The organism is Sporosarcina sp. FA15 (genome assembly GCF_051550195.1).
Classification (GTDB): Bacteria; Bacillota; Bacilli; order Bacillales_A; family Planococcaceae; genus Sporosarcina; species Sporosarcina psychrophila.
In genome coordinates this window covers 1,919,357-1,942,256 of sequence record NZ_CP188818.1, presented here as the reverse complement: position 1 = coordinate 1,942,256, position 22,900 = coordinate 1,919,357, and the positions used below count along the sequence as shown (strand labels likewise).

General features: G+C 38.4%; 19 protein-coding genes and 1 pseudogene. 17 read left to right on the top strand and 3 right to left on the bottom strand.

All coding sequences use genetic code 11. The features are described 5' to 3' along the window. Positions 1-102 precede the first annotated feature (102 nt). The 4 genes from ACP8HG_RS09395 (at position 103) to ACP8HG_RS09380 (ending at position 5,121) form a co-directional block, all read left to right on the top strand. Positions 103-1,545 (top strand): S-layer homology domain-containing protein, encoded by a 1,443-nt coding sequence (locus tag ACP8HG_RS09395; protein ID WP_340742439.1) that lies wholly within the window; start codon positions 103-105, stop codon positions 1,543-1,545. 489 nt (positions 1,546-2,034) lie between these two features. Next, on the top strand, positions 2,035-2,412 hold the full coding sequence (locus ACP8HG_RS09390; protein ID WP_067210880.1) for a PH domain-containing protein: 378 nt from the start codon (positions 2,035-2,037) through the stop codon (positions 2,410-2,412). 318 nt (positions 2,413-2,730) lie between these two features. Beyond that, on the top strand, positions 2,731-3,420 hold the full coding sequence (locus ACP8HG_RS09385; RefSeq protein ID WP_338656003.1) for a TVP38/TMEM64 family protein: 690 nt from the start codon (positions 2,731-2,733) through the stop codon (positions 3,418-3,420). Positions 3,421-3,942: 522 nt separating this feature from the next. Then, positions 3,943-5,121 (top strand): MalY/PatB family protein, encoded by a 1,179-nt coding sequence (locus ACP8HG_RS09380; protein ID WP_340742437.1) that lies wholly within the window; start codon positions 3,943-3,945, stop codon positions 5,119-5,121. A gap of 228 nt (positions 5,122-5,349) precedes the next feature. On the opposite strand, the gene ACP8HG_RS09375 is transcribed toward ACP8HG_RS09380, so the two are convergent. Then, positions 5,350-5,646, bottom strand: a complete 297-nt coding sequence (locus ACP8HG_RS09375; RefSeq protein WP_338656005.1) for a DUF3219 family protein — start codon at positions 5,644-5,646, stop codon at positions 5,350-5,352. A 308-nt stretch (positions 5,647-5,954) separates the two neighbouring features. Here ACP8HG_RS09375 and ACP8HG_RS09370 point away from each other — a divergent pair, with 308 nt between their 5' ends. The 3 genes from ACP8HG_RS09370 to ACP8HG_RS09360 all read left to right on the top strand — a co-directional run bounded on the left by ACP8HG_RS09370 (position 5,955) and on the right by ACP8HG_RS09360 (position 10,789). Then, the gene (locus tag ACP8HG_RS09370) at positions 5,955-8,081 is read left to right on the top strand and encodes an ATP-dependent Clp protease ATP-binding subunit (protein WP_338656007.1); all 2,127 of its coding nucleotides are present in this window, start codon (positions 5,955-5,957) and stop codon (positions 8,079-8,081) included. A gap of 561 nt (positions 8,082-8,642) precedes the next feature. Further along, complete coding sequence (locus ACP8HG_RS09365) at positions 8,643-8,786, top strand: 3D domain-containing protein (RefSeq protein ID WP_340767547.1); 144 nt, start codon at positions 8,643-8,645, stop codon at positions 8,784-8,786. Between the two features lie 266 nt (positions 8,787-9,052). Continuing rightward, positions 9,053-10,789: a sulfate adenylyltransferase gene (locus ACP8HG_RS09360; protein WP_340742436.1), complete on the top strand. Its 1,737-nt coding sequence runs from the start codon at positions 9,053-9,055 to the stop codon at positions 10,787-10,789. A gap of 238 nt (positions 10,790-11,027) precedes the next feature. Here ACP8HG_RS09360 and ACP8HG_RS09355 read toward each other — a convergent pair whose 3' ends face one another. Beyond that, positions 11,028-12,854: an ATP-binding protein gene (locus ACP8HG_RS09355; protein WP_438298547.1), complete on the bottom strand. Its 1,827-nt coding sequence runs from the start codon at positions 12,852-12,854 to the stop codon at positions 11,028-11,030. A gap of 272 nt (positions 12,855-13,126) precedes the next feature. Here ACP8HG_RS09355 and ACP8HG_RS09350 point away from each other — a divergent pair. From ACP8HG_RS09350 to cydC, 4 genes and pseudogenes are all read left to right on the top strand, one after another. Further along, a pseudogene (locus tag ACP8HG_RS09350) lies at positions 13,127-13,416 on the top strand (cytochrome ubiquinol oxidase subunit I); the annotation flags it as partial. A gap of 41 nt (positions 13,417-13,457) precedes the next feature. Then, positions 13,458-13,568 carry a cytochrome bd oxidase small subunit CydS gene (cydS, locus tag ACP8HG_RS09345; RefSeq protein ID WP_399627966.1) on the top strand — a complete coding sequence of 37 codons (111 nt, stop codon included), beginning with the start codon at positions 13,458-13,460 and terminating at the stop codon, positions 13,566-13,568. 177 nt (positions 13,569-13,745) lie between these two features. Then, entirely contained in the window at positions 13,746-15,476 is a 1,731-nt protein-coding gene (cydD, locus tag ACP8HG_RS09340) for a thiol reductant ABC exporter subunit CydD (protein WP_187045285.1), read from the top strand. Further along, a complete protein-coding gene (gene cydC / locus ACP8HG_RS09335; RefSeq protein WP_187045284.1) occupies positions 15,473-17,200 on the top strand; it encodes a thiol reductant ABC exporter subunit CydC in 1,728 nt (575 codons plus the stop codon). Before cydD ends, cydC begins: the two co-directional genes overlap by 4 nt. Positions 17,201-17,450: 250 nt before the next feature. Here the strand turns inward: cydC and ACP8HG_RS09330 are convergent, their stop codons facing one another. Next, positions 17,451-18,005 (bottom strand): DoxX family protein, encoded by a 555-nt coding sequence (locus ACP8HG_RS09330; protein WP_187045283.1) that lies wholly within the window; start codon positions 18,003-18,005, stop codon positions 17,451-17,453. Between the two features lie 1,069 nt (positions 18,006-19,074). Between ACP8HG_RS09330 and ACP8HG_RS09325 the strand changes: the two genes are divergently transcribed. The 6 genes from ACP8HG_RS09325 to ACP8HG_RS09300 all read left to right on the top strand — a co-directional run bounded on the left by ACP8HG_RS09325 (position 19,075) and on the right by ACP8HG_RS09300 (position 22,899). Next, positions 19,075-19,443, top strand: a complete 369-nt coding sequence (locus tag ACP8HG_RS09325) for a YwqH-like family protein (protein ID WP_438298546.1) — start codon at positions 19,075-19,077, stop codon at positions 19,441-19,443. 20 nt (positions 19,444-19,463) lie between these two features. Continuing rightward, the gene (locus tag ACP8HG_RS09320; RefSeq protein WP_342538668.1) at positions 19,464-19,766 is read left to right on the top strand and encodes a YwqI/YxiC family protein; all 303 of its coding nucleotides are present in this window, start codon (positions 19,464-19,466) and stop codon (positions 19,764-19,766) included. After that, a complete protein-coding gene (locus ACP8HG_RS09315; protein WP_438298545.1) occupies positions 19,766-21,364 on the top strand; it encodes a T7SS effector LXG polymorphic toxin in 1,599 nt (532 codons plus the stop codon). Before ACP8HG_RS09320 ends, ACP8HG_RS09315 begins: the two co-directional genes overlap by 1 nt. 11 nt (positions 21,365-21,375) lie before the next feature. Beyond that, positions 21,376-21,810: an SMI1/KNR4 family protein gene (locus tag ACP8HG_RS09310; RefSeq protein WP_187045274.1), complete on the top strand. Its 435-nt coding sequence runs from the start codon at positions 21,376-21,378 to the stop codon at positions 21,808-21,810. Between the two features lie 181 nt (positions 21,811-21,991). Beyond that, entirely contained in the window at positions 21,992-22,399 is a 408-nt protein-coding gene (locus ACP8HG_RS09305) for a hypothetical protein (RefSeq protein ID WP_438298544.1), read from the top strand. 44 nt (positions 22,400-22,443) lie between these two features. Beyond that, complete coding sequence (locus ACP8HG_RS09300) at positions 22,444-22,899, top strand: hypothetical protein (protein ID WP_438298543.1); 456 nt, start codon at positions 22,444-22,446, stop codon at positions 22,897-22,899. Position 22,900 lies beyond the last annotated feature (1 nt).

Here is a 22,900-nt window from a genome sequence, read left to right as displayed (position 1 = left end):
TCGATTCTTTGTAAAATTACATGGGAATGTGAATTGTTTGTCTTTCTGTCTGACATGAGTACCTCTTTTACTATATTAATAAATTCCAGAGGAGTTGATAAAATGTTCATCCAAAAGGTAAAGTTGACTGTGGTGGCACTTGCAATTGCAGGCAGTTTGTTAGTCTCGCAGGCTAGTGCGGAAATTTCAAGCGATTTTTCGGATGTGCCGACTACCAAACATTATGCGAGTGCGGTTTATGAACTTGCAAATCGAAACATCATAAGTGGGTACGAGGATGGTACATTCAAGCCTGCCGCATCCATCACACGCGGACAGGCAGCTGCCATTATCGCGAAGCTGTTGAAGTATGATACGAAGAATGTCAAAGACCCTAAATTCAAGGATGTGGCGTCGTCTCAGTGGAGTTATGGTGCAATTGCAGCACTTGCCAATGCAGACGTTATTAATGGCTACGGGGATGGACGATTCGGACCGAATGATTCGATTACTCGGGCGCAAATGGCTTCCATTCTTGTAAAAGCTTTTGGTTTTCCTCCCTATTACTACAGTAGTAGTGAAAATCCATTCACGGATACCCAACGTTTGGCCAGTCACCAAACGACTATTAACATTCTGTACAAAATGGGGATCACATCAGGGACCACTCCAACAACATTCAGCCCCAATGCACCGATTTCAAGAGCACAGGCTGCAGTACTCATTACAAAAGCGGAGAAAGTGAAAGCGTCAATCGTTACGCTTAAAGCAGCTGACTATGGCTGGAATTCCATCTATTCATACTCGAGCTACCATGACCAAGACAACATCATTCATACGGTTGCAAGTGATAAGTTCAACTGGGAAGAAATTCAACTTGTTCCTATGCGTGAAGGTACTACCACGCTTTCTATGACGGGAAGTACAAGGGATCCTATAACAGGTGTGGATTCGCATGACGACTATAGGAAGTATTATGTACATGTGACGAAAGAAGACGAACAATTAAAAATTACATTGGAAGAGTCAGAAGACATCCTTACGACTGAAGTTCTCTTAAGCTCATCGGGAGAACAGGTGAAAAATATTTCACTTGCCACGATGGAAGGTGAAACAATCCAACAGGAAGTTAAGTTAAAATCTTGTGATTACCATCCTCTCCACGCCGCTCCCGAGTGTTTTTCAATAGATGATCCGGGAGAATATATCGCGACAGTCCAATACGCTAGTGGAAAGAAAGCTCGCCATGCGGTTGCTGCATCCGTCTATAAGCCATCCTTTTATTTATCTGTCCATAAGCTTGAAGAAAAACCAACTTTCACAATCGATCTTGGTGGTACGGCCGATCAATTTGGAGAATATGTTATGCCAAAAGGTGGCGAAAAGATTGCCATCATTTCGAGGGATAAAAACTCCAACAGATTCCACATCACCGGTGTATCGGAAGGCAAACTGCAAATCGTTTTCCCTAACAGCAAAGCCGCTGTTGATCGATTTGACATACAAGTCCGCAAACTGGGGTCTATTATAAATGTAAATGCTTCCAAACAAAATGAAGATTACTAATATTGAACCACCGAAACCCCTTAGCCTATGTAAATTGGTTAAGGGGTTTTAGATTTTAGGTACCTATTCAGTAAAGAAATACAAGTATTTCTAAATAATACAAAATAAATCAACATCCATGCAGTTTTTCTTTACTTTGTGCATAATTACTTGAAAATGTGAAGTGTTCGTCATTGTGTCTGACACGGAGCTACCTCTTTAAAGCCAGTTGGTGTTAAAGTTGATTCAGGAAGTGATTCCAGCGATTAAGATGTATAATGCTAGAGCTGCATGGGTGGTTGCTAACAGAATATATACGAAACAGTCTTTGATGTTAGCGAAATGAAATGATGTCCGAATGCCGGGATGAATTGATTCAGATGAGTATTATAATGTGGGAGAATGGTTCAATAATTTAACGAATCTGGTCCCGAGGCAATTATATAATGTATTAGTACTGGGTACCTTTTAATAGAGGCTTAGAAAACACTATGAATTGGAGGAATAATAATGAGTATTTTTGACGGCATAATGGGGAATGTATCTGAAATTGAAGTGAGCAAAGTAGAGAAGGAAATGAAGGATTTACTAGCACTTACTGAAAAGGTAGAGCATGCATATAAACTGATTAGAGATCTGTTGATATTTACGGATAAACGTCTAATTCTTGTAGATAAACAGGGCGTCACAGGAAAGAAAGTTGAGTATCATTCCATTCCGTACAAAAGTATTGTACATTTCTCGATAGAAACTGCAGGAACGTTTGATCTGGAGGCTGAACTGAAAATCTGGCTATCGGGGAGTTCTGTACCAATTCAAAAGAAATTCAATAAATCCTTGAATGTTTATAAAGTACAAAGCGTGCTAGCAGAATATGTTTTGAAATGAACTTGATAATGTGGACCTATCCAATGTATACAATTAAGCGTTTAGTATCATTCCTTAACTTCCATCTGTCTGGCTTATTGCGGGAGGCATCCCAAAGCGCCGAGCATTGTTGAGTGGATTCTTTATGTCAACATGTAACTGTACAAATTTGTTGCAAAGGTCTGTACTTCTACATTGCATTACACAACTGGCAAATACATTTGGCGTGGCGTGGTAAATCCCTTGGAGTGGACTGGTAAATAAGATGTCACAAGTGGCCGTAATCAACGATTGCCTTTAATATTGGACTTCTATTCCAGACGGTAGATCAACACTAGGATGAATATAAAATTAAAGCATTGTTTTCGAGGAAGGGTGAGCTTATTGAACAGGGGGAAAAAAGCGACAATTATTTTTCTCGTAATTATGATCTTGTTCTTCGTTAATTTAAATACCGATTTATTTCGCAGTATTATCTCCGGAAATATAGAGTCTATCACTTCTATATTAGGAGATAATAAAGCTTTCACTTTGTTCATTACCTTCATGATTATGTTGGTTCATAATACATTTCCTGTAATACCACTTTTCCTTGTCATTTTGATAAATAATACTCTTTTTGGTTTTCAATTAGGTATCGTGTGGAGCATATTAACGAGCATTCTCTGTGCGATAATTGTATTTCTAAGTATTCGATATGTCCTTCAAGATTTTGTACTAAAAAAAGTTAATTTGTCCAATATTAGTAAAGTAGAACAGAGTGGACTATGGTATGTATTTGGGGCAAGAATATTTCCTTTTGCTCCTACAAGTATCATTAACGGTGTTTCAGGTGTTAGTACCATTCGACTTTCATATTTTATTATCGCAACAGCATTAGGAAATATTACTATATTCTTTGTTTATACTCTTATTCAGGCAGGATTGCTTTCACAAGGTTTCAATGAATATGTGACTGGAATCATTATTCTTTCAGGATTCATTGTATATTACTATTTTAAAAAAGTTACTTTGCGAAAAAAGAACTAAAAAACAATTTGATTAAACCATAAAATAGGGATTCATAGTTCAAATTTAAAATGTTAAGTCAGTAGCGAGAAATCAGACAGTGATATGTTGTCTGATTTTTTTAATCTTGTTATTTAACGATTAGATCATGTAACTAGTTAATCAGTTTGTTTCGTTGATTGACAACAAATTATCATCAATTTTGTATAAAACTACCAATCAGAGATGAAGCATCGCTATTAAGCAAACGGGCGCGTTACTCCAACAAGGAGAATAGTAGATAAAGGAATTGGCGAATTTAGTGATTCGGAAGCGTTTCGTGCGATGTTAACAGTTGCGCTTATGTTACCATTGTAGGGAACAATCCGAAATATGGTTTGGATAGACAGCTTCGGGTTCAAGTTCAACTTTTGTCCTAGGACTAGCTGCTAGTACTGAGCTGCATAATAGACAGCTTTGAAGTGAAATCCAATTTTAAGTAGAGAAAATGTCAGACTTACTAGGGCATTTGAATTCAAATGAGTAGAAAAAGGGGCGGTTTTTATGAAATACGACTTTGACAAAGTAGTTGAGCGTTCGAACACTGCATCTGTGAAATGGGATGCAACAGAGGAATTGTTCGGTGAAAAAGAGTTGCTTCCGCTTTGGGTTGCGGATATGGATTTTAAAGTTCCAGATGAAGTAGTCAAAGCAATCCAGTCCCAAGCAGAACACGGTATTTTTGGATATACGACGAGGAAGCCAAGCTACTATGAAGCTATAATCGATTGGATGAAAGACCACCATAATTGGGTAATAGAAAAAGAGTGGATTTGTCATAGTCCAGGGGTCGTTACCGCTTTAAATTTAATTGTCCAAGCTTTTAGTGAGCCAGGTGACAAAATCATTGTTCAACCGCCCGTATATTATCCATTCATGAAAGCGATTCATAATCATGATCGGCAGGTCATATATAATCCACTTCTGTTCAATGAAGGTAAATTTGAGATGGACTTTGAAGATCTGATTTCAAAAATAGATTCTTCGGTTAAAATGATTCTCCTTTGTAATCCACAAAATCCTGGTGGCCGTGTTTGGACGGAATCAGAACTTAAACGGCTCGGTGACATCTGTCTGGAACGTGGAGTCCTTGTTGTATCCGATGAAATTCATCAGGATCTTGTATTCAAACCTGGAAAACACATTCCATTTTCGGCTATTTCAGAACAGTTTGCTGACAATAGCATCATTTGTACGGCACCAAGTAAAACATTCAATCTTGCTGGTTTACAAACATCGAATATCATAATTTCCAATAAAGCGCTACGAGAGAAGTTTGTAATGGAAGGCGATAAATACGCTGTTACAATGTCGAACTCATTTGGTGCTCTTGCCACAGAGGCCGCGTATAATTACGGTGGACAATGGCTGGAGGAAGTTCTTGACTATGTTGAAGGAAATTTGCACTTCATTACGAAGTATTTCAAATCCAATTTACCCGTATTAAAAGTATTACCATTAGAAGCGACTTATCTGGCTTGGATTGATTGTCGGGAATTGGGACTCACGCCCGAAGAGTTGGAAAAACTGTTCCTCTCTAAAGCAAAAGTCGCTTTAAATCAAGGGTATGTCTTTGGCCCTGGAGGCGAAGGATTTGTCCGTATGAACCTTGCTTGCTCTCGCTCAACAGTAGAGAAAGCAGCTCAACAAATGAAAGAAGCGATCATTCAATTGCGGTTATAAATCCTGACTAAAATAAATATCAGGTACCTATGCATGGAACAATTCTGGTAATCCACTATAATTACATGTTTATTAGGCACGGGCTAGGTATTTTTTTCAATATCTAGTGTCATATAAATTCTTATGTAATTGTATGAATTGTTCGTTGTTATTTGTTGCATAGGTACCGATTTTTATTTAAAGAGAACGGGAACTGATCAAATATGCTTAATCTCGTTAAACTCCATTCTACTCCTCTTCTTTATGACTCACTTCTAACAAAGTCAATTTAAACTTTCCGATTTGATCTTTTACGTACAAATTTGTAATGGAAGTAGAATAATTATGAATCGTTCCTCTAAAAAGTAAGTCTTGCTCAGGAATATTCACGTCAAAAGTTCCATTGTAAAGTAAAGTTGTAATGTCATGGTAATCATCACTTGTTACGTTAAATTCAACTGAAACTTTATATAATCCATTTACTTTTTCGTCTTCATAACTACATAAATGAATTACTTTGTCATTTAAAATAATTTTACTCGTCAAGAGAATCACTCCTATTTCAATTTCTAGGTATTGACTTGAAAAGTCAATGATACACTAGACATTATTGTTTTGTAAGCACGCATACTTTCGGTATACACAATTTAGACTTGTTGCGGTTGCCCAGCTTCATACGATACTAATCCCAAATGTTGAAACTCTGTTTGGGCATGAGGATTCATTGGGGAAATCAAAGACATTCAAGCAAGTTTCTTGAAAGTCAAAAAAGGTCAGTGTACAATAAATTCATAGATCAAATATAGTCAAAGCCAAGCGGGATAGATAAATGAAGATAAAGGGAGGAAACGAATATGCAGTGTCAACATTGTGGTAAAAACGAAGCGACGATGAGTTTAAGATTTCAAGTGAATCAGCAAGGTATGCACATCAATATGTGTCTTACGTGCTTTCAAGAAATCCAAGGTCAATTACAGGCAGGCAAGATGCCGTCATTTAGTGACAATGCGAATCACTTTTCCAAAGCAAACGGTGGCCAACAGGCAAAAACTCAAACAAAGCAAACAGAAGAAGGTCACGGCAACGGTTTGTTAGACCAACTTGGTAAAAATATATCAGACGAAGCAAGAAAAGGACTGATTGACCCGGTCATCGGACGTGATCAAGAAGTGAGACGTGTCATCGAAACGCTAAATAGAAGAAATAAAAACAACCCAGTGCTAATAGGTGAGCCTGGAGTTGGTAAAACAGCAATCGCCGAGGGGCTCGCAGTAAAAATCCTCGAAGGCGATGTACCGATGAAACTACTGAATAAAGAAGTGTACTTATTAGACGTTGCTTCACTTGTTACCAATACGGGCATTCGTGGTCAGTTTGAAGAGCGGATGAAACAACTAATTGAAGAACTTCAAGCACGAACAGATGTAATTTTATTCATCGATGAAATTCACTTGCTCGTTGGTGCAGGTTCAACAGAAGGATCGCAAATGGATGCCGGCAATATTTTGAAGCCAGCCTTAGCACGGGGGGGCTTGCAACTCATTGGGGCAACGACATTGAAAGAATATCGTCAAATCGAAAAAGATGCTGCACTTGAACGTCGGTTCCAACCGATTATCGTCAAGGAACCATCTGCAGAAGATACGATTAAAATCTTAAACGGGTTAAAAGGACGTTACGAAAATTTCCATGAAGTACGCTATACAGATGAAGCGGTGCAAGCTTTTGTTACCTTATCACAACGCTATATTCAAGATCGTTTTTTACCGGACAAAGCGATTGACTTGATGGATGAAGTCGGGTCACGTTTAAACCTTACACATGTCACCACTAATTCAGATTTAGATTCAATTGGTATGCGTCTCGGCGAAATCATTCAAGAAAAAGAACAAGCAGCAGAAGTGGAAGACTATGAAAAAGCGGCAAATTTACGTTTTGAGGAAATTCAATTACGTAAACAATTGGAAGAAGCGAAACAGAGTGGGGAAGCGGAAAAAATAGAAGTTTCTGTTGCAGATATTGAGTTAATTGTCGAAGAGAAAACAGGAATTCCTGTGACAAAACTACAAGCAGCAGAACAAGTGAAAATGAAAGGTCTTCAGGAAAATCTCAGCAAAAAAGTCATCGGTCAAGAAGAGGCGGTCGATAAAATCGCAAAAGCAATTCGTCGTAGCCGTGCGGGACTTAAAGCCAAAAATCGTCCCATTGGCTCTTTCTTATTTGTTGGCCCAACGGGTGTTGGTAAAACAGAAATCACAAAAGTCCTGGCAGAAGAATTATTTGGTTCACGTGACACGTTAATACGCCTCGACATGAGTGAATATATGGAGAAACATGCTGTGTCTAAAATTATTGGCTCCCCTCCAGGTTATATAGGGCATGAAGAAGCTGGTCAATTAACAGAACAAGTACGCCGGAATCCGTATTCAATTTTACTCCTTGACGAAATTGAAAAAGCGCATCCAGACGTTCAAAATATGTTCCTTCAGATTATGGAGGATGGTCGCTTAACAGATTCACATGGTCGGACAGTCAGTTTCAAAGATACGGTCATTGTTATGACAAGTAATGCTGGAACAGGTGACAAAAAAGTGAGTGTCGGTTTCAATCAAACAGTACATGAGTCCGTTACAAAACTCGAAATGCTGGGCGATTATTTCAAACCTGAATTTCTCAATCGTTTCGATGCAATTGTTTCATTTAACGAATTAACAGAGGAACATCTACTGGAAATCGTGGACTTAATGCTTGTTGATTTACAAGTAACAATCGAAGAGAATAATATTGCCATCACGATTTCCCAAGAAGCAAAACAAGCATTGGTCAAATTAGGCTATGATAAACGATTCGGAGCCCGACCACTTCGCAGAGTTATTCAAGATAAAATCGAAGATCCATTAACAGATCTTATTTTAGAAGATCATGTTGAAAAAGTCCGTGTAGATCTCGTGGAGGAAGAAATTGTCGTCAACAAAGTGTAACTTCATTCCTGACATAGGACCCCTTTGATATGAATAAACTGTCAACCAAACGGATTTGGTTGACAGTTTTTTTATTTTCATAAAACACTGGCGAGTTGGGCTTGAAGACCTTCATTTTCACAGCTCTCTTATCAGTGATACTGTTGCAAATAAGTGCCTGTCGCGATTCTACATTGTTCAAGTGAAGCAACTATATGGTTGCCTGTTAAACGAACCGTATGCATGCACGCTTTTTCTCAAACAACCAAATTTCACTTCATTAGCTCAAGAAGTGACCTTAGCCCGAACCCGTTACGGGAATTCGAATAGAACCACCAATATCTGTGCCTAGCGTAGCACTCGCCATATCCGACACCATCTCAAATCTTGTCCGTACCCAATGGACTTTTTAATGCTTCAAGTTCCTCTTTTGAAGTACTGATATTCTATGGATATACAATAGTTCCAATTGCTTTTAATATTCCAGTTCCCTTCTTTTTATGACAATTAAATCAATGAGGTGAATAGTGTCACGCGATTGCTACCTCCTGCACGCAATTCTCTAACTGCATCGGTATTGACTTGCGTTCAAATCCTGACAAAAAGGTCATCGCGGGAGATACTGGTAGTCCTATTAAGGGTGAGAGAATTGATGTCTTCATGGAAAATGAACAAGACGCACTAAATTGGGGACGTAAAACGGTTACAATTAAAATTCTGGATTGATAAACTTGGAATAACTAGTAGTTAGAAGTTTGACTGAAATAGTAAAAAAAAGAATGCAACTCAGCTTGTGCGTAACATGGCTGTGTTTTTTTTGCGTAGAGTTATTCTAGCAAGTGATTTAAATCTGTAAAATAGTAGTATCTTTAGTAAATGACTACAAGTTTCAGAGTATTTGATTTATTTTGAGTGTGCGGTTATAGTGGTGTTAGTGTTCTGAATTTTTAAATATATATATAGACAAACAATTTAAAGGGGGAGGAAATGAGATGGTAAATGTTGTAGCGGAAAATAAGTATTTGAACTATCCACAACAGCCTCATGGTGGCAAATTAGTGGATAAGGTTGTGACGGGAACAGAGCGGGAAGAGGAGCTGGTCAGGGCCAAGCAGTTACCAACGATTATGGTAGACATGGAGGCTTCCATAACGCTTGAAATGATTGCCACAGGGGTGTTATCTCCCAATGAAGGCTTTATGAACGAAGCTGATTATAATTCTGTTCTTTCCAAAGGGCGATTAACAAGTGGCGTAATATGGCCGGCGCCGCTAAGCTTTGCTCCAATAGGTAATAGGAACAAGGAAATCGTCAAGTCCTTAAAAGTTGGAGATGAGATCACACTTGCCGATGAAAACAATGAACCTGTCGCTATTATGAAAATAGAAGATGTTTTTCAGTATGATAAGGAACGACGTGCATCTGCCCTTTTTGGTACAACCGATCGTAATCATCCAGGGGTAGATGCAATTTATAGAAGAATGGGGGATGTCTCTTTAGGTGGACCTATTCGGTTATTACGGCGAATGGATTGGGGACCATTTGAGAAACTTCGACTGGAACCAAAAGATACGTGGCGTATATTTTATGAGGAGAAGAAGTTTCGTACTGCGGCAGGTTTTATAACAGGGGCCAATCCCTTGCATAGAGGTCATGAGTATATTCATAAGAACGCTTTAGAAGAATTGGATTGCTTACTTCTTCAACCTTTAGTTGAGATGGCCAAACGTGAGTATACACGTCATGAATACCGTATGTTGTCTTATCGAAGCGTTTTAGATACGTATTATCCAAAAGGTCGCTCCATTCTTGCACCTTTGCGAGTGACGTATATTTTTGCAGGGCCGCGTGAGACTGTTTTACATGCCTTAATTATGAAGAATTATGGATGTACGCATGCGCTCATCGGGCGAGATCACGCGGGAATTGGTGATTATTATGATAAGTACGCGAGTCATAGTATATTTGACGAGTTTAAACCGGAAGAGTTAGGGATCGAGGTTCGGCTGTATCATGAAGTCTTTTACTGCACACGTTGTGATAGTCCTGCTACAGGGCAGTCCTGTCCACATGATGAACAGTATCGGATCAATATTTCTGGTACGGGTATACGAGAAATGCTTCGTCATGGGATTATGCCACCGAAGGAAATTGTACGTCCTGAATCAGCTCGTATTGCGATGCAGGGGGTTCAGCCAAAAGGGCTTGATGAGTTTGAAAGATCCATTTCACCGGTTGGCAAAACACTTAATAGCATATTCCCTTTCTATTTAACAAGAACAAGGCTCGGTGGACGAAAACGCAATACACCTTTGACAGTGGAGCAACTCACTAACCTTGATTTGGAAGCGGCGAACTTGGATGTCCGCACCAATGCAGACCAAATTTATCGGGACATTTTTGATGAGTTTAGTTGCGTCGGTGATGTCAATCGAGGTTTGCAACCGGAGTGGATTGCAGATGCCCGGGAGTCAATGCGCGTTCAACAAGAAATGGTCATTCAGGACTTGGAGGAGAAAGTGTCGCTAGCTCCAACTACCGCTTCCGATGAATTCTTGTATCAGGATAAGGAAGAATCCCAACGTGAACTTGATGTCGCTAAAAAGATTCTTGCGGACATTCCGAGAGTGCTGAGTGAAGATTATTTACAAGAAAGAACTTGGAATGTTCTACCTTATAATCGCTATCGTGGAAGCGATGAACCAAAAGAAGCGGATAAGGAAAAGTAAATTGTACTTCTATAAAATATGAAATTATAAAGCGTATCAAAACATATAGTGCGGTTTTCTTAGTTTTTTCGTATAATTAATCGAATATGTGGGTGATTCGTCTTTGTGTCTGAGACCACTCGTGTTGTGCATCATCTTGCTAATGTACAACACGTTTGGTCTGACACAAGTACCTCTTTTTAAAGGAATGAAAGTCTGTCAGTCTTGTTAAATCTATAGTCAACCGTATTAATTATTTTCAATTCACAGGGGCACTTAACGGAAGAGTGATTTCTACAGTCGTCCCATAACCCTCTTTACTCTTGAATTGAATAGATCCATGATGGTTTTCAATAATTTTATAACTAACCATAAGGCCTAGACCCGTTCCTTTTTCCTTAAGTGAATAGAATGGTTCTCCAAGCTTATTGAGACGTTCTGTTGGTATTCCGATACCAGTATCAGTAAGTATGATTTTGACGACTTGTCCTTCTTCGACCACTGTCCCTATTGTTATTTCTCCGCCGTTTGGCATTGCATCTATCGAATTTCTTATTAAATTAATGAGCACTTGTTGAATTTGCTTCGGTTCACAATGAATGAATTGATCTTTATCATTAAGATTCATATTGAATGAAATATTATGAAGTATTGCCTCTTTTTCCATCAATGAAATGGTTCGGTTTATTTCATTATAAATGGAGGTAGTTGTAAAACCTGTTCCGTTACTCGGTTTTGCAAGTTGAAGAAATTCTTCTATAATCATTTCAATTTTAATAAGCTCTTCTGTCATAATCGGACCAAACGTATCTTCCGGCCCCATTGGAAATAATTGAATGAATCCTTTTATAGTTGTTAATGGATTTCTAACTTGATGAGCAAAGCTGGCAGATAATTGTCCAACTATGTTAAGCATGTCCCACTTTCTAAGAAGCTCCTCTTGCATTTTTAGTTTAGAAATATCCTGAGTAATTGAAACATATCTTACAACTTCTCCCGCCCCATCAATAACAGGGGTAATCTTTGTTCGAATCCAGCAAACTTTTTCATCCTTATTTAGCACGCGATACTCAATTTCGGTCCTTTCTTTAGATAACTCCTCAAAAAAACGAAACAATTCAATTTTATCATCTGGATGACATGTTGAAACAAACAGTGCGGGATCTTTCATTAAGTCTAAAACGGAGATACCGACAAGTTGTTCTATTCCAGGGCTTACGTAAAGGTACATTCCCTTTCTAACATCATACTGGCAAACTCCGAATTCCAAATTTCTCGTAATATCTTTTATTAATACTTCCTGTTGCAAAATATTTGCCAACTGCTTTTCAACAAACGATTTCATTTCTAGCGTTTCCTCAAGCTTTCTCGAAAGCGCAAAAACGCCTTGAACCATTCCAACGCTGTCATAATAAGGCAATAAAACGATGTTAACAGGAAGCATTAGTCCATTTTTCGTTATTCGTACTGTGTTCAAACGAACAACTTTTTCGCCCTTAATGAGTCGTTCCTTAATTTCTATAAGTTCGTACATAAGAAAATCAGGAACCATTGAGGCTTTCTTCTCTTCTAGCTCTTCACGTGTCCATCCAAAGAGTTCAATATAAGCGTCATTAACACCAATAACAGTCCCGTCAAAACCAGTATTGATGGCAGCTTTATCTGTAATGTCAAATACCGTGAGTTCTTTATCAATTAACGAGCGTTCAACAGATGTATAGGCGAACGTATCTACAATCGGTATGGCATGTATAAGCACTTCATTCTGATTAATCCACCTGCATACATTTACATAAAACGGCATGCCATCCCTTTTACTAGTAGTGAACCTGAAAGTAAACGGAATCAAATTTCCATCACAGCATTCAAGAATTCGCTCAATGAATAACAACCGATCATCCTCATGAACAAATTCATACATAGATGTACCAATTATAGAAGGGATTTTTTCCACCGAAAGAGTACAGAAATCTTTATTCGCATTTAGAATTGCTCCACTTTTAGTCAAACTGAAAATAATTTTTTCAACATATGCATTTCCGGTATTCAGCCCCATATCTTCATGCGATACATAAGAATTCGGCATCTATATCCCTCCCTTTTCGTAGTGAATTATATTCTAACTGTTATTTTAACATTTTTTTCTGTAGGTGTCATAATTATCAGAGAATAGTAGCTGGATTTTAAGTGTTTTTTTTTACAACTAAAGAATGCCCAATCGCGGTCACATGATCGTCGTTTCTGTCACAAGATATCCACCTACTAACAGTCAATTACAGTTAAAATGGGTCTACGACTTGAAAATAGTATTAATGTACCTTGGTTGTATAATTTACTCAAAGCGGAGCTTGGGAAAAGATGTTGTATAGAAGGTGGAAATTAATATTTCTTACCTATTCATTTTATATTATTTACGCAACGATATGGGTTGGTGTTCCACTCATGATAGCCCATTGAGTGGTAATTAAGAAAAATAACGAACATTATATTCTAATAGCCGAACGCTGGGCGCCTGGGTTTCGGTCGGTGTTGTAACTGGAACCATGAATGGACTGCGGCTTTCATTACTTTGGTCAAATTTTATGAAACTGGCAGGGAGGACTGGAGCACTACCCCTGTTTTTGGAAGTATATTCTTTCTTCTTTGATAAAGAGTATGTAATAGAAAACAGGGAAAAGGAGTAAGATGAATGCTACATGACATTCTAATCTTTGTAGCTCCATGTACCATAATCTTCACAGCAATAGTATGTGCATTCTGGACTTCACCAAAAGATGGATTTGTTTCAAAAGAAAAATAAATTGAAACTTTTAGTAGTGGAGGATTCTTGCGTCTTCCACTGATATAAGTAGCTTTCTGGCGGTAATTCCAAACAAATATCCTTAAGTTATATAACGTGGAGGTAGCGGTCTTACTGCCAGTGTATAAACTTTGGATACTTCGCTAAATTAGCTTGTTTTTCGGGAGGTGTAGAGAGATGGTAGGACTTAAGGAATTAGCATTAGAACAGAAAAGAAAGCTGGTTCTCTTGGTCATTTTTGCTGTCACAACAGGTGTAGCAATTATTGGACAGGGTTATTTATTAGTCGCAATTGTGGATCGTATCTTTATAAAAGATGCATCATTCTCTGATGTTGTACCGCTGTTGATAGGATTGTTCTTCGCGTTTTCCGCAAGAACAATCCTTCAGTATCTTAGTGGGAGAACTGGAGTGAAAATGGCTTCACAGGTTAAAGGGAATCTTCGGAAAAACCTTTTGAATAAGTTTTCTGGAAATACGATTCAATCATCACTTCAAGGACAGTCTGGTAAAAAAGTAAGTGTAATGATGGATACTGTGGATGAAGTTGACAGTTATTTTAGCGGTTATATCCCACAAGTAATTCAAGCTACTATCATTCCACTCATCATTCTAGTGGTTATCTTGACACAACATATATCCACAGGAGTGATTATTATAATCACTGCACCCTTTATTCCGGTTTTCATGATAATTATTGGTATCAAAACAAAAGACAAAACCGAAGACCAATTGGATAAAATGGCTGCTTTTTCAGGAGGGTTCCTCGATACGTTACAGGGATTGACAACTCTTAAATTGCTTGGTCGTTCCAAAGAACAAAAAGAAACGATACGAAAAAGCAGTATTGATTTTCGTGATGCGACGATGGAAGTACTTAAAATTGCTTTCCAAAATTCCTTAGTATTAGAATTCATATCGATGCTAAGTATGGGGATAATAGCCCTAGAACTTGCCCTTAGTTTAATTGTGTTTCAGAATATCACGTTTTTTACCGCGTTTTTCATGTTGGTATTGGCTCCAGAGTTTTTCATGAAATTAAAAGACTTAGGTAGTGCTTTTCATACGGGTAGGGGAAGTATGGGGGCGGCTAAAAAGCTAGCAGATGAACTAAGTGACACAGAGAAACCTGTTTTATGGGGAGTAGAAAGCTTGGAAAGAGAAGTACCACTAACAATTGAACTGCGTGGTGTGGGATTTACTTATGGAGAAGATGCATTTACATTAAAAAACATTCAACTAGAAATTGTTCCAAATGAACAAGTAGCGATTGTCGGTAAAACTGGCGCGGGGAAATCAACCCTATTAAATGTAATTGCCGGACTTGTTTCGGTCTCAGAGGGAGAAATGCTTATCAATGGGAAACCAAGGTCAAACTTTCAAGAGAAAGATTGGTTTGATCGATTAAGTTATATTTCACAAAACCCTTATTTATTTTCAGGAACAATTGCGGAAAATATTGCGATTGGCGGACGTATGGATGCTACTCGAGGGGAGATCGTACAAGCTGCTGAAAAGGCTGGAATTTCCGAGTTGGTCGATTCACTTAAACATGGCTATGATACAGCTATTGGTGAAGGAGGAAGAGACCTTTCAGGTGGAGAAAAACAAAGAATAGCTATTGCGAGAGCATTCTTAAAAAGTCCATCTGTTATTCTGTTTGATGAGCCCACAACTGGACTCGATCTTCGGACGGAGAAAATCTTGCAAGCATCTATTAAGGAACTGTCTAAAGCTTCAGCGGTCATTACAGTTGCTCATAGGCTTCATACGATTAAAAATGCCGACAAGATTATTTTCTTGGACAACGGAGAACTCTTAGCAACTGGCACACATGAGGAACTGCTGGAATCGGTGGAAGTGTATCGTGACATGGTGTCTGTTCAACAAGGAGGGATTGCAAAATGAAGGACTTAGGATTTGTTACCAAGATATTATTCGTAGAAAAAAAGGATATTTTCTATTCTATTATCTGCGGATTTATATCTGGGATAACAGCTGTTAGTTTATTTGCATCCAGTGGGTATTTGATCTCCAAGGCGGCTTTAACACCTTCAATTTATACCTTAATGATTATCGTTGCATCGGTTAAAATTTTAGGGATTATATCAGCATTAAGTCGTTACGGAGAACGTTATTTTTCTCACCGAGGGACATTTACGATGTTAAGTAATATGCGTGTTTCCTTTTACGAGCAGTTAGAACCATTAGCACCAACGATATTCCGGAAATATCGAAGCGGAGATCTTCTTGCTAGAGTAGTGGGTGATGTGGAGGCATTACAAAATTTCTTTTTGCGCGTTTTTTACCCACCGGTTGTTTTACTATTAGTATTTTTATGTACAATCTTTTTTACAGCATTGTTTTCAATAGAAGTAGCATTGGTCGTATTCGTCGGTCTGATAGTAACTACCTTTGTTGTTCCATCAATTTTTGCTTTAACGCAGCGAAAAGTGGATCGACTGGTGAGACAGAGACGCGGAGAATTGTCTACCAAAGTGACAGAATTTATTTATGGCTTTCGTGATTTAAAAATACACCAACAACTAGAAGAAAAAGAAGGCGAACTGCATCAATCTGTACATGCCTACTTAGATGAACAAGAACGTGAAAGTATTCATAATTTGTTCAGCCAGGCTGCTAACAAGTTTCTATCGCTTCTCATATCATTGCTTGTTTTAGGTGTTGGCGCTTATTTAGTGGCAGATGGTCAACTGGATGGGATTTACCTTGCGATGTTTGTCATGGTTTCATTGACAGTTTTTGAAAATACAACTTCTATGGCAGCTTTCCCAAGCTATTTAGAAGAGAGTCGGCAAGCTGCGTCAAGACTTACCGCAGTCGTTGGTAAAGATTTTGTACAAGAGAAACCACAAGAAAGTTTTGAACAACGTACTATACAGGGCGTTCCTTCAATTGAAATGAAGGATGTAACTTTTGCTTTTCCAGATGAAACACATAATACGTTAACAAATGTAACGACAGCGTTTCCAACGGGTTCAAAAACAGCTATAGTCGGTCCGAGTGGTTCTGGGAAATCGACGTTGTTGCAGTTGCTATTAAAGTTCTACAGTGTAAACCAAGGTCAGATTCGTTTTAACAATGATTCGATTGATCAGATAACACAGGAGTGTATTTGGGAGAATACAAATGTGGTATTACAAGAAAATCATTTTTTCTATGGCACCATTCGAGATAACTTACTGCTTGCTAATGATGAATTAAGTGAAACAGAAATGGAAGACATGTTGGGAATGGTGAAGCTTGGGCACTTTACCTTAGATGATAAAGTATTAGAAAAAGGGGAGAATCTTTCAGGCGGAGAAAAACAGCGTCTCGCTATTTCCCGAGCTCTGCTCAGAAATTCGCCTCTATGGCTATTAGATGAGCCAACGTCATCCATTGATGCATTGACCGAGGCACATATTATGGGCTATTTATTTGAAAAAGCAAAAGTGGATACTGTTATTGTCGTTAGCCATCGCTTAACAGGATTAGAAGAGATGGATCAAATCATTGTGATGGACAATGGAACCATTGTTGAGTCTGGAACATTTGAAGAATTGATGGATAAAAAAGGGTACTTCTATGAAATGAAACAAATTGAACAGAGCGTGTTTCTTATAAACTAAAACTTGGCGTAATGGAATCTCCATAGTGTTTGGTACCAGTGTGCGGAACTACTCTTATACAATGCAATTGTATAAGAGTACAAAACTGATCAATATCTATGTGGTTTTTTATTCTTTTTTTATTACTACTCGACTATGTGAATTTTTCGTGCTTGTGTCTGGCGCAGGCAGTCCTTTTTAGAAAACAAGTAGGGCAGTTAAAAAAATACCCCAAGTAAAAGAACTTGGGATATCATCCAATTTATACAATTCATTTGTTTGACGACCATGGTGTTCCTAAGCGAGGCAACACCCAACGATCTAGCCCATACCAACCAGCAACTTTCCAGGCCATAATTAAGAATACTGCAATTATAAACATAACGGGATTTGTACTCACGGTACCTGCCAATAAGAAGGACATATTCATAAGTGCACCAAAGAAAGCCGCAATTCCTGTTAAGAGTCCAACGATTAAGCCAAGTCCAATTAACACTTCACCCCAAGCGACCATATAAGAAAATGGTGTTGCGTTTGGAATCACGATGCTCTCTAGGAACCAAGCATACCACCCTGCGACGTCCCCCGATTCAGATTTGGCAAGGGCACCACCCATAAATCCTTCAATTGCAACACCAGCATTAGCACCTGTCCATACGTCAGAAGTAACTTTTCCAATGCCAGCCATCAGCCAAGAATAACCAAGGTATAATCTTAAAACTAACCATATCCATGCAGATATCGTGTTAGAAAATAACCATCTTGAAAGCGGATTTTCTTCGATAATAACATTCTTTCCAAACTGAGAATTCTGCAATTTAACCATGTCATCACCTCATAATTTTATGTAGTTATTCATTGTTACTATGCATAAATGATAGGATAAAAGTATTAAGTACTATTTTTAGTATAGCACGTGTGACAAGTTTATCCAGTTTAGTTGTCAGATACGCTATTATGTTAAATAGATAGTTGGCAAATAAAAAATAGATTGTTCAAACTTTCATATTTGATTGACGCACAACATTATAGGTATTTTGAATCAAATGACCCCAAAATATCCTGACTGTCTATATTGAAATTCAGTGCAACTAAACAATTTTCGCCAAAGGATCTCTTAATCTGGAGATCCTTTGGCTTTTCTTATTTTAGAAATGTTCGCCCAGAATAGTAGTTTCGCCTTTTTTTTCGATCCACATTTGGATTTGGTCTGTCAATCAGTCATTTTTACTCTTGTGCAAAGTAGTAACGTACTCAGTTACTCATTCTGAAGTTACCAGTGCTTCCACAGGCGTCCCTGAGATTTCCTTTTCTTTTCGCTTTAGAGATTTCTGCATATTGACACTGGTTTCTTTTTAACGTTTTTGCTTGGGCATGATACAACGTCCAATCCCTATTAATTACCACTTGTAGCTAGCATTTTTTTGAATACGCATGAAAACGGATCTTAAGTCACGGAATTAGAATAGATACCTCGAAGTACCTACTATATAAGTCATGATTTCATAGACTTAGACGGTATAAGTAGGTGTGATTAAGAACCAAATATTCTGGAGGGACAATATATAGAGGGATAATAGTCTTATGGAAACTTTATGTCATATTAGATGTCTTTGACAAAGGGGAGATTAGAATGCTATTTATAGTATCAATGGATAAATACCATATCATTCTTTATTAACAATATAATGGAGAATTGGCGTGAGTTAATTATGGATAGTTATTACTAGATTGATAATAGATTTAATGATGTTCCATAATGCGCTGCAACGCAAGATTAGTAGAAAAAATTTTACAACCTTATATTAGAATTAATCAGTGTCTTTGATGCGAGTAACCGATAAGTCATTGGGGGGTAAATGTGAGGTGAATAAAAAAGGTAGGGGGAATGAGGATTGCTTGGCTATTACTATGCACTATTGAGTAAGAAGGAAGGGGAGGTTGCACGTCTGAATGCGTGTCAATCCTCACTAAGCGAAAAACAGCAGCTATTCACTATGAATGAACATAAATGTTTGGAACCAGAACTTTCGCCCACGACTTGGCATGGTAGACATGCTACTGATTTTCAAGCTATTCGTGAAGGGGGAATTCACACAGCTTTTTTGGAGATTGCAGGTGCCCAGTTCGCAAACGTATATAGTGCAATTGCAGCAAAAATTGCTTCACTTCAAGCAGAAATTGCCTCCATTCAACAGACTATCGAGCGTCTATTGGCCGAGGAAGCGGCAAGGGAAAAAGAAGAAGTGAAAACTTCCAACTAACAACGGGGGAGATAACTATCATGTCGACCGAAGTGAAGATAGACTATGGAGAAGTTGAAAACCAATTAAGGGAAATGAATAGCAAAACGGAGTCACTCATTCCAAGAGCTGAACCACCGATTACGGGAAATACGATGGATGTCGTGACTAAACAGACGAAGTTGTCGATTCAACTGGAACAGCTTTTGATGAACTATCAAACTGTATTAATGGAGAATAGTAAAACAACGACTAGCTCCGTTGAATTCATGCGTGAATCAGACGAAAAAATAGCGACTGTCGTGCATAGTACATTATCCGGACCGAAGCAGGCGATGTTATAATGAAAGTAGTAGATGTCAGCCCGTTCCACGATGGCTTGCGGCGGAATAATACCATGCTAAATCGTTTGGAAAATGAAATGAATGCAATCGAGACCGCAGTCGAAGGACTCGTTGCGCTGGAAGACTCCCTTAAAGGGCAAGGTGGTGACGCAATCCGTGCATTTTATGCGGAGTGCCACCTGCCGTTCTTACAGTTTTTCATGACATTCAAAAGCAATTACGTAAATGTCCTCACCCAAATGGATTCCGCACTCGATGCATTGGAGCCAGATATGAACGGGTTCATCCGTGAAACATTCCTTGAAGGAGAAGTTGAAGCCGGACTTACAGAAATTTCACAAATGACAAGCAGTCTCACCGACGAAGCCAACGACATTATGAATCAGGTCGCCGATATCGTTGCCCTTCCACATCTGAATGATAGTGATGTCCAGGAGGGGGTTCGGGATGCGCGGAGGAAACGGGATCGAACGATTGCCGATTTGTATGAATTTGATGCGAACCAGACGAGGGCTTTAATAGCGATAGAGAATGATCTGAAGACAATGGAAAAATGGCTTTCTGATATTGAAGGATTGTTCACTGACGGTGTGACGGCCATCGACTTCCCGATGGATAAATGGGCAGCATTGTCGGCGAAAAATACTCTTCAGACAGATTTAGCACAACGAACTGCCGGGATGGACGGCGTAAATGGGGGACAAGGATCCGGTGATGAACCTGGCAATCTAGTAGGGGCAAATACTTCTGAAGATGAGCAGATGAAAGCACTCTATGCCGCAATGGAAAAAGAACAACATGTGGGTAATCCTGTGAATGACTACGCAATCGATCCGAATACGGGCGAATACATCATGATGAACCAAGGACTCGTTCGTGTTTCAAAGGATTACGGACCCAAAGAACTGAGCCTCATTGATAAAGCCGGGTTGGGAGTAGCTAACTTCTTAATCCTGGATGACTTAAAAACAATCACGGATCCCGATAGTTCCTACATGGCCAAGGGATTGTCCATGGCCTCGATTACCCCTTTTGGGCCAGCGATAAAAGCGGGTAACGCGGGTATTAGACTTGTTAGGAAGTCTTCAATTGTGAAGTGGATAAGACCTAAGAAAGTTGAAAAGGCTACTGATAAGGGGATGGGGAAAGGTAAGTTGGATTTAGAAGACTTTACCAAGGAGATTTTAAAGAATAAACCGATGAACTCACCAATACCTGAAAAGTGGTATAAAAAGGGTGGGGATATCTCTGTTGATAGTGACGGAACTTGGAAATATACTAATAAGACTGGTATATCAATAAGGTATCCAGATGGCTATCCAGATTTTATACCTTATAAGCATCCAAATGTTGAGTCGATAAAAATAGAAGTTCATTCACCTAAAAATAATCCAAAAGATTTTGAAAATGCAAATAAAGCAGCTAAACTTAGTAAAGATACTGATCCTCCAATTTCCGACATAAGGAGACCTCCTTTAGGATACACTTGGCATCATCATCAAGATGGAGAAACAATGATTCTTGTAGAAAAAGATATTCATGATGAATTTAAACACATAGGTGGACAATCAAAAGTTAATGGTAAAAATAGTGAATAAGGAGTGAGAGCGTGGTAAATATTGAAAAAACCCATGATAATCTATCTATCGGAAACTTAGAGTTTTTTGAGAAAAATCAAAATATAAACTTACCAAAAGATTATAGAGATTTTTTATTAGAATATAATGGTGGATATCCCAATCCTGGTATTTATAAAATATCTGATGAGTTGGGAGAAAGTATATTAAATATTTTTTACGGAATTGGTAGTATGTATGATAATTTAAAGAAGAAATTTGATATTTTTGATGAAATATTAGAAATAGGATTTATTCCAATAGCAGATGACCCAAGTGGAAATCAAATATGCATTGGAATAAGTAAAGAGTGTTTTGGACAAATATTTCATTGGGCTCATGATGAGGAACATGATAAAATGGAAAATATGTATTTTTTATCAAACAATTTCAATGAATTTCTTGACAGTTTATATGAGGAACAATAATTTTTTAGCAACCAAGAAAATAGTTTTTATCAGTAACTGAAAGGTAAATATAATAAGTTGAGTCGTGAATTAAAAGGCAATAATAATACTCATTCCTTGATTGGCAATAGCCTTTCAAGGTTTTTTGTATAATGGAAAGTTACGGTTGTGGTGATTAGAATAAGCAATAAATAAAGAATTTATGAAAAGGACGATAATCAGGTGGAAAATACACTCAAACGGATTTAACACAACGGACGGTGTAAACGCCGGGCAAGAATTCGGTAATGAACTTGGCAATCTAGTAGGGGCGAATACGTCTGAAGATGAGCGGTTGAAGGTACTCTATGCCGCAATGGAAAAAGAACAACATGTGGGTAATCCTGTGAATGACTATGCAATCGATCCTCATACAGGCGAATACATCATGATGAACCAAGGACTCGTTCGTGTTTCAAAGGATTACGGACCAAAAGAACTGAGCCTCATTGATAAAGCCGGGTTGGGAGTAGCTAACTTCTTAATCCTGGATGACTTAAAAACAATCACGGATCCCGATAGTTCCTGGGACTGTCCATGGCCTCGATTACCCCTTTTGTGCCAGCGATAAAAGCGGGTACCGCGGGTATTAGACTTGTTAGAAAGTCTTCAATTGTGAAGTGGATAAGTCCTAAGAAAGTTGAAAATGTTACTGGTAAGGGTAAAGGTGCATCGAGTAATAATGGAGAAGCTATTGATACTATCGATGCTGACAAAGATGTTAACATCGATAACTTCGACTTCGGTAAATTCTTGAAAAAACACAAAGATGATCCGCCAGAAGAAATGAAGAATCACCACGCACATCACATTCTATTTAAGAGAGGTAATGGAAAAGCTAAACAAGAGCTTGTTAAGGAAGGACAAGAAATATTAAGAGAATATGATATAGACCCAATTTACGGCCTTGAAAATTTGACTTGGGCACCAAATATAAAAGGTCAACATGATATTACGCCACTTCGAAATGTTGTAGATAAGATTAAAGAAGTGGAAAATAATGGCGGTGACCGGGATGATATAGTTCAAATACTTGAACGATTAGGTCGTATAGCCGCTCAAAGGAGATAGT

Bases quoted from the DNA above. Each gene is read 5' to 3' on its own strand.
- ACP8HG_RS09395 (WP_340742439.1), top strand. From the start codon at position 103: ATGTTCATCCAAAAGGTAAAGTTGACTGTGGTGGCACTTGCAATTGCA.
- ACP8HG_RS09390 (WP_067210880.1), top strand. From the start codon at position 2,035: ATGAGTATTTTTGACGGCATAATGGGGAATGTATCTGAAATTGAAGTG.
- ACP8HG_RS09385 (WP_338656003.1), top strand. From the start codon at position 2,731: ATGAATATAAAATTAAAGCATTGTTTTCGAGGAAGGGTGAGCTTATTG.
- ACP8HG_RS09380 (WP_340742437.1), top strand. From the start codon at position 3,943: ATGAAATACGACTTTGACAAAGTAGTTGAGCGTTCGAACACTGCATCT.
- ACP8HG_RS09370 (WP_338656007.1), top strand. From the start codon at position 5,955: ATGCAGTGTCAACATTGTGGTAAAAACGAAGCGACGATGAGTTTAAGA.
- ACP8HG_RS09360 (WP_340742436.1), top strand. From the start codon at position 9,053: ATGGTAAATGTTGTAGCGGAAAATAAGTATTTGAACTATCCACAACAG.
- ACP8HG_RS09355 (WP_438298547.1), bottom strand. From the start codon at position 12,854: ATGCCGAATTCTTATGTATCGCATGAAGATATGGGGCTGAATACCGGA.
- cydS (WP_399627966.1), top strand. From the start codon at position 13,458: ATGCTACATGACATTCTAATCTTTGTAGCTCCATGTACCATAATCTTC.
- cydD (WP_187045285.1), top strand. From the start codon at position 13,746: ATGGTAGGACTTAAGGAATTAGCATTAGAACAGAAAAGAAAGCTGGTT.
- cydC (WP_187045284.1), top strand. From the start codon at position 15,473: ATGAAGGACTTAGGATTTGTTACCAAGATATTATTCGTAGAAAAAAAG.
- ACP8HG_RS09330 (WP_187045283.1), bottom strand. From the start codon at position 18,005: ATGGTTAAATTGCAGAATTCTCAGTTTGGAAAGAATGTTATTATCGAA.
- ACP8HG_RS09320 (WP_342538668.1), top strand. From the start codon at position 19,464: ATGTCGACCGAAGTGAAGATAGACTATGGAGAAGTTGAAAACCAATTA.
- ACP8HG_RS09315 (WP_438298545.1), top strand. From the start codon at position 19,766: ATGAAAGTAGTAGATGTCAGCCCGTTCCACGATGGCTTGCGGCGGAAT.
- ACP8HG_RS09305 (WP_438298544.1), top strand. From the start codon at position 21,992: ATGAAAAGGACGATAATCAGGTGGAAAATACACTCAAACGGATTTAAC.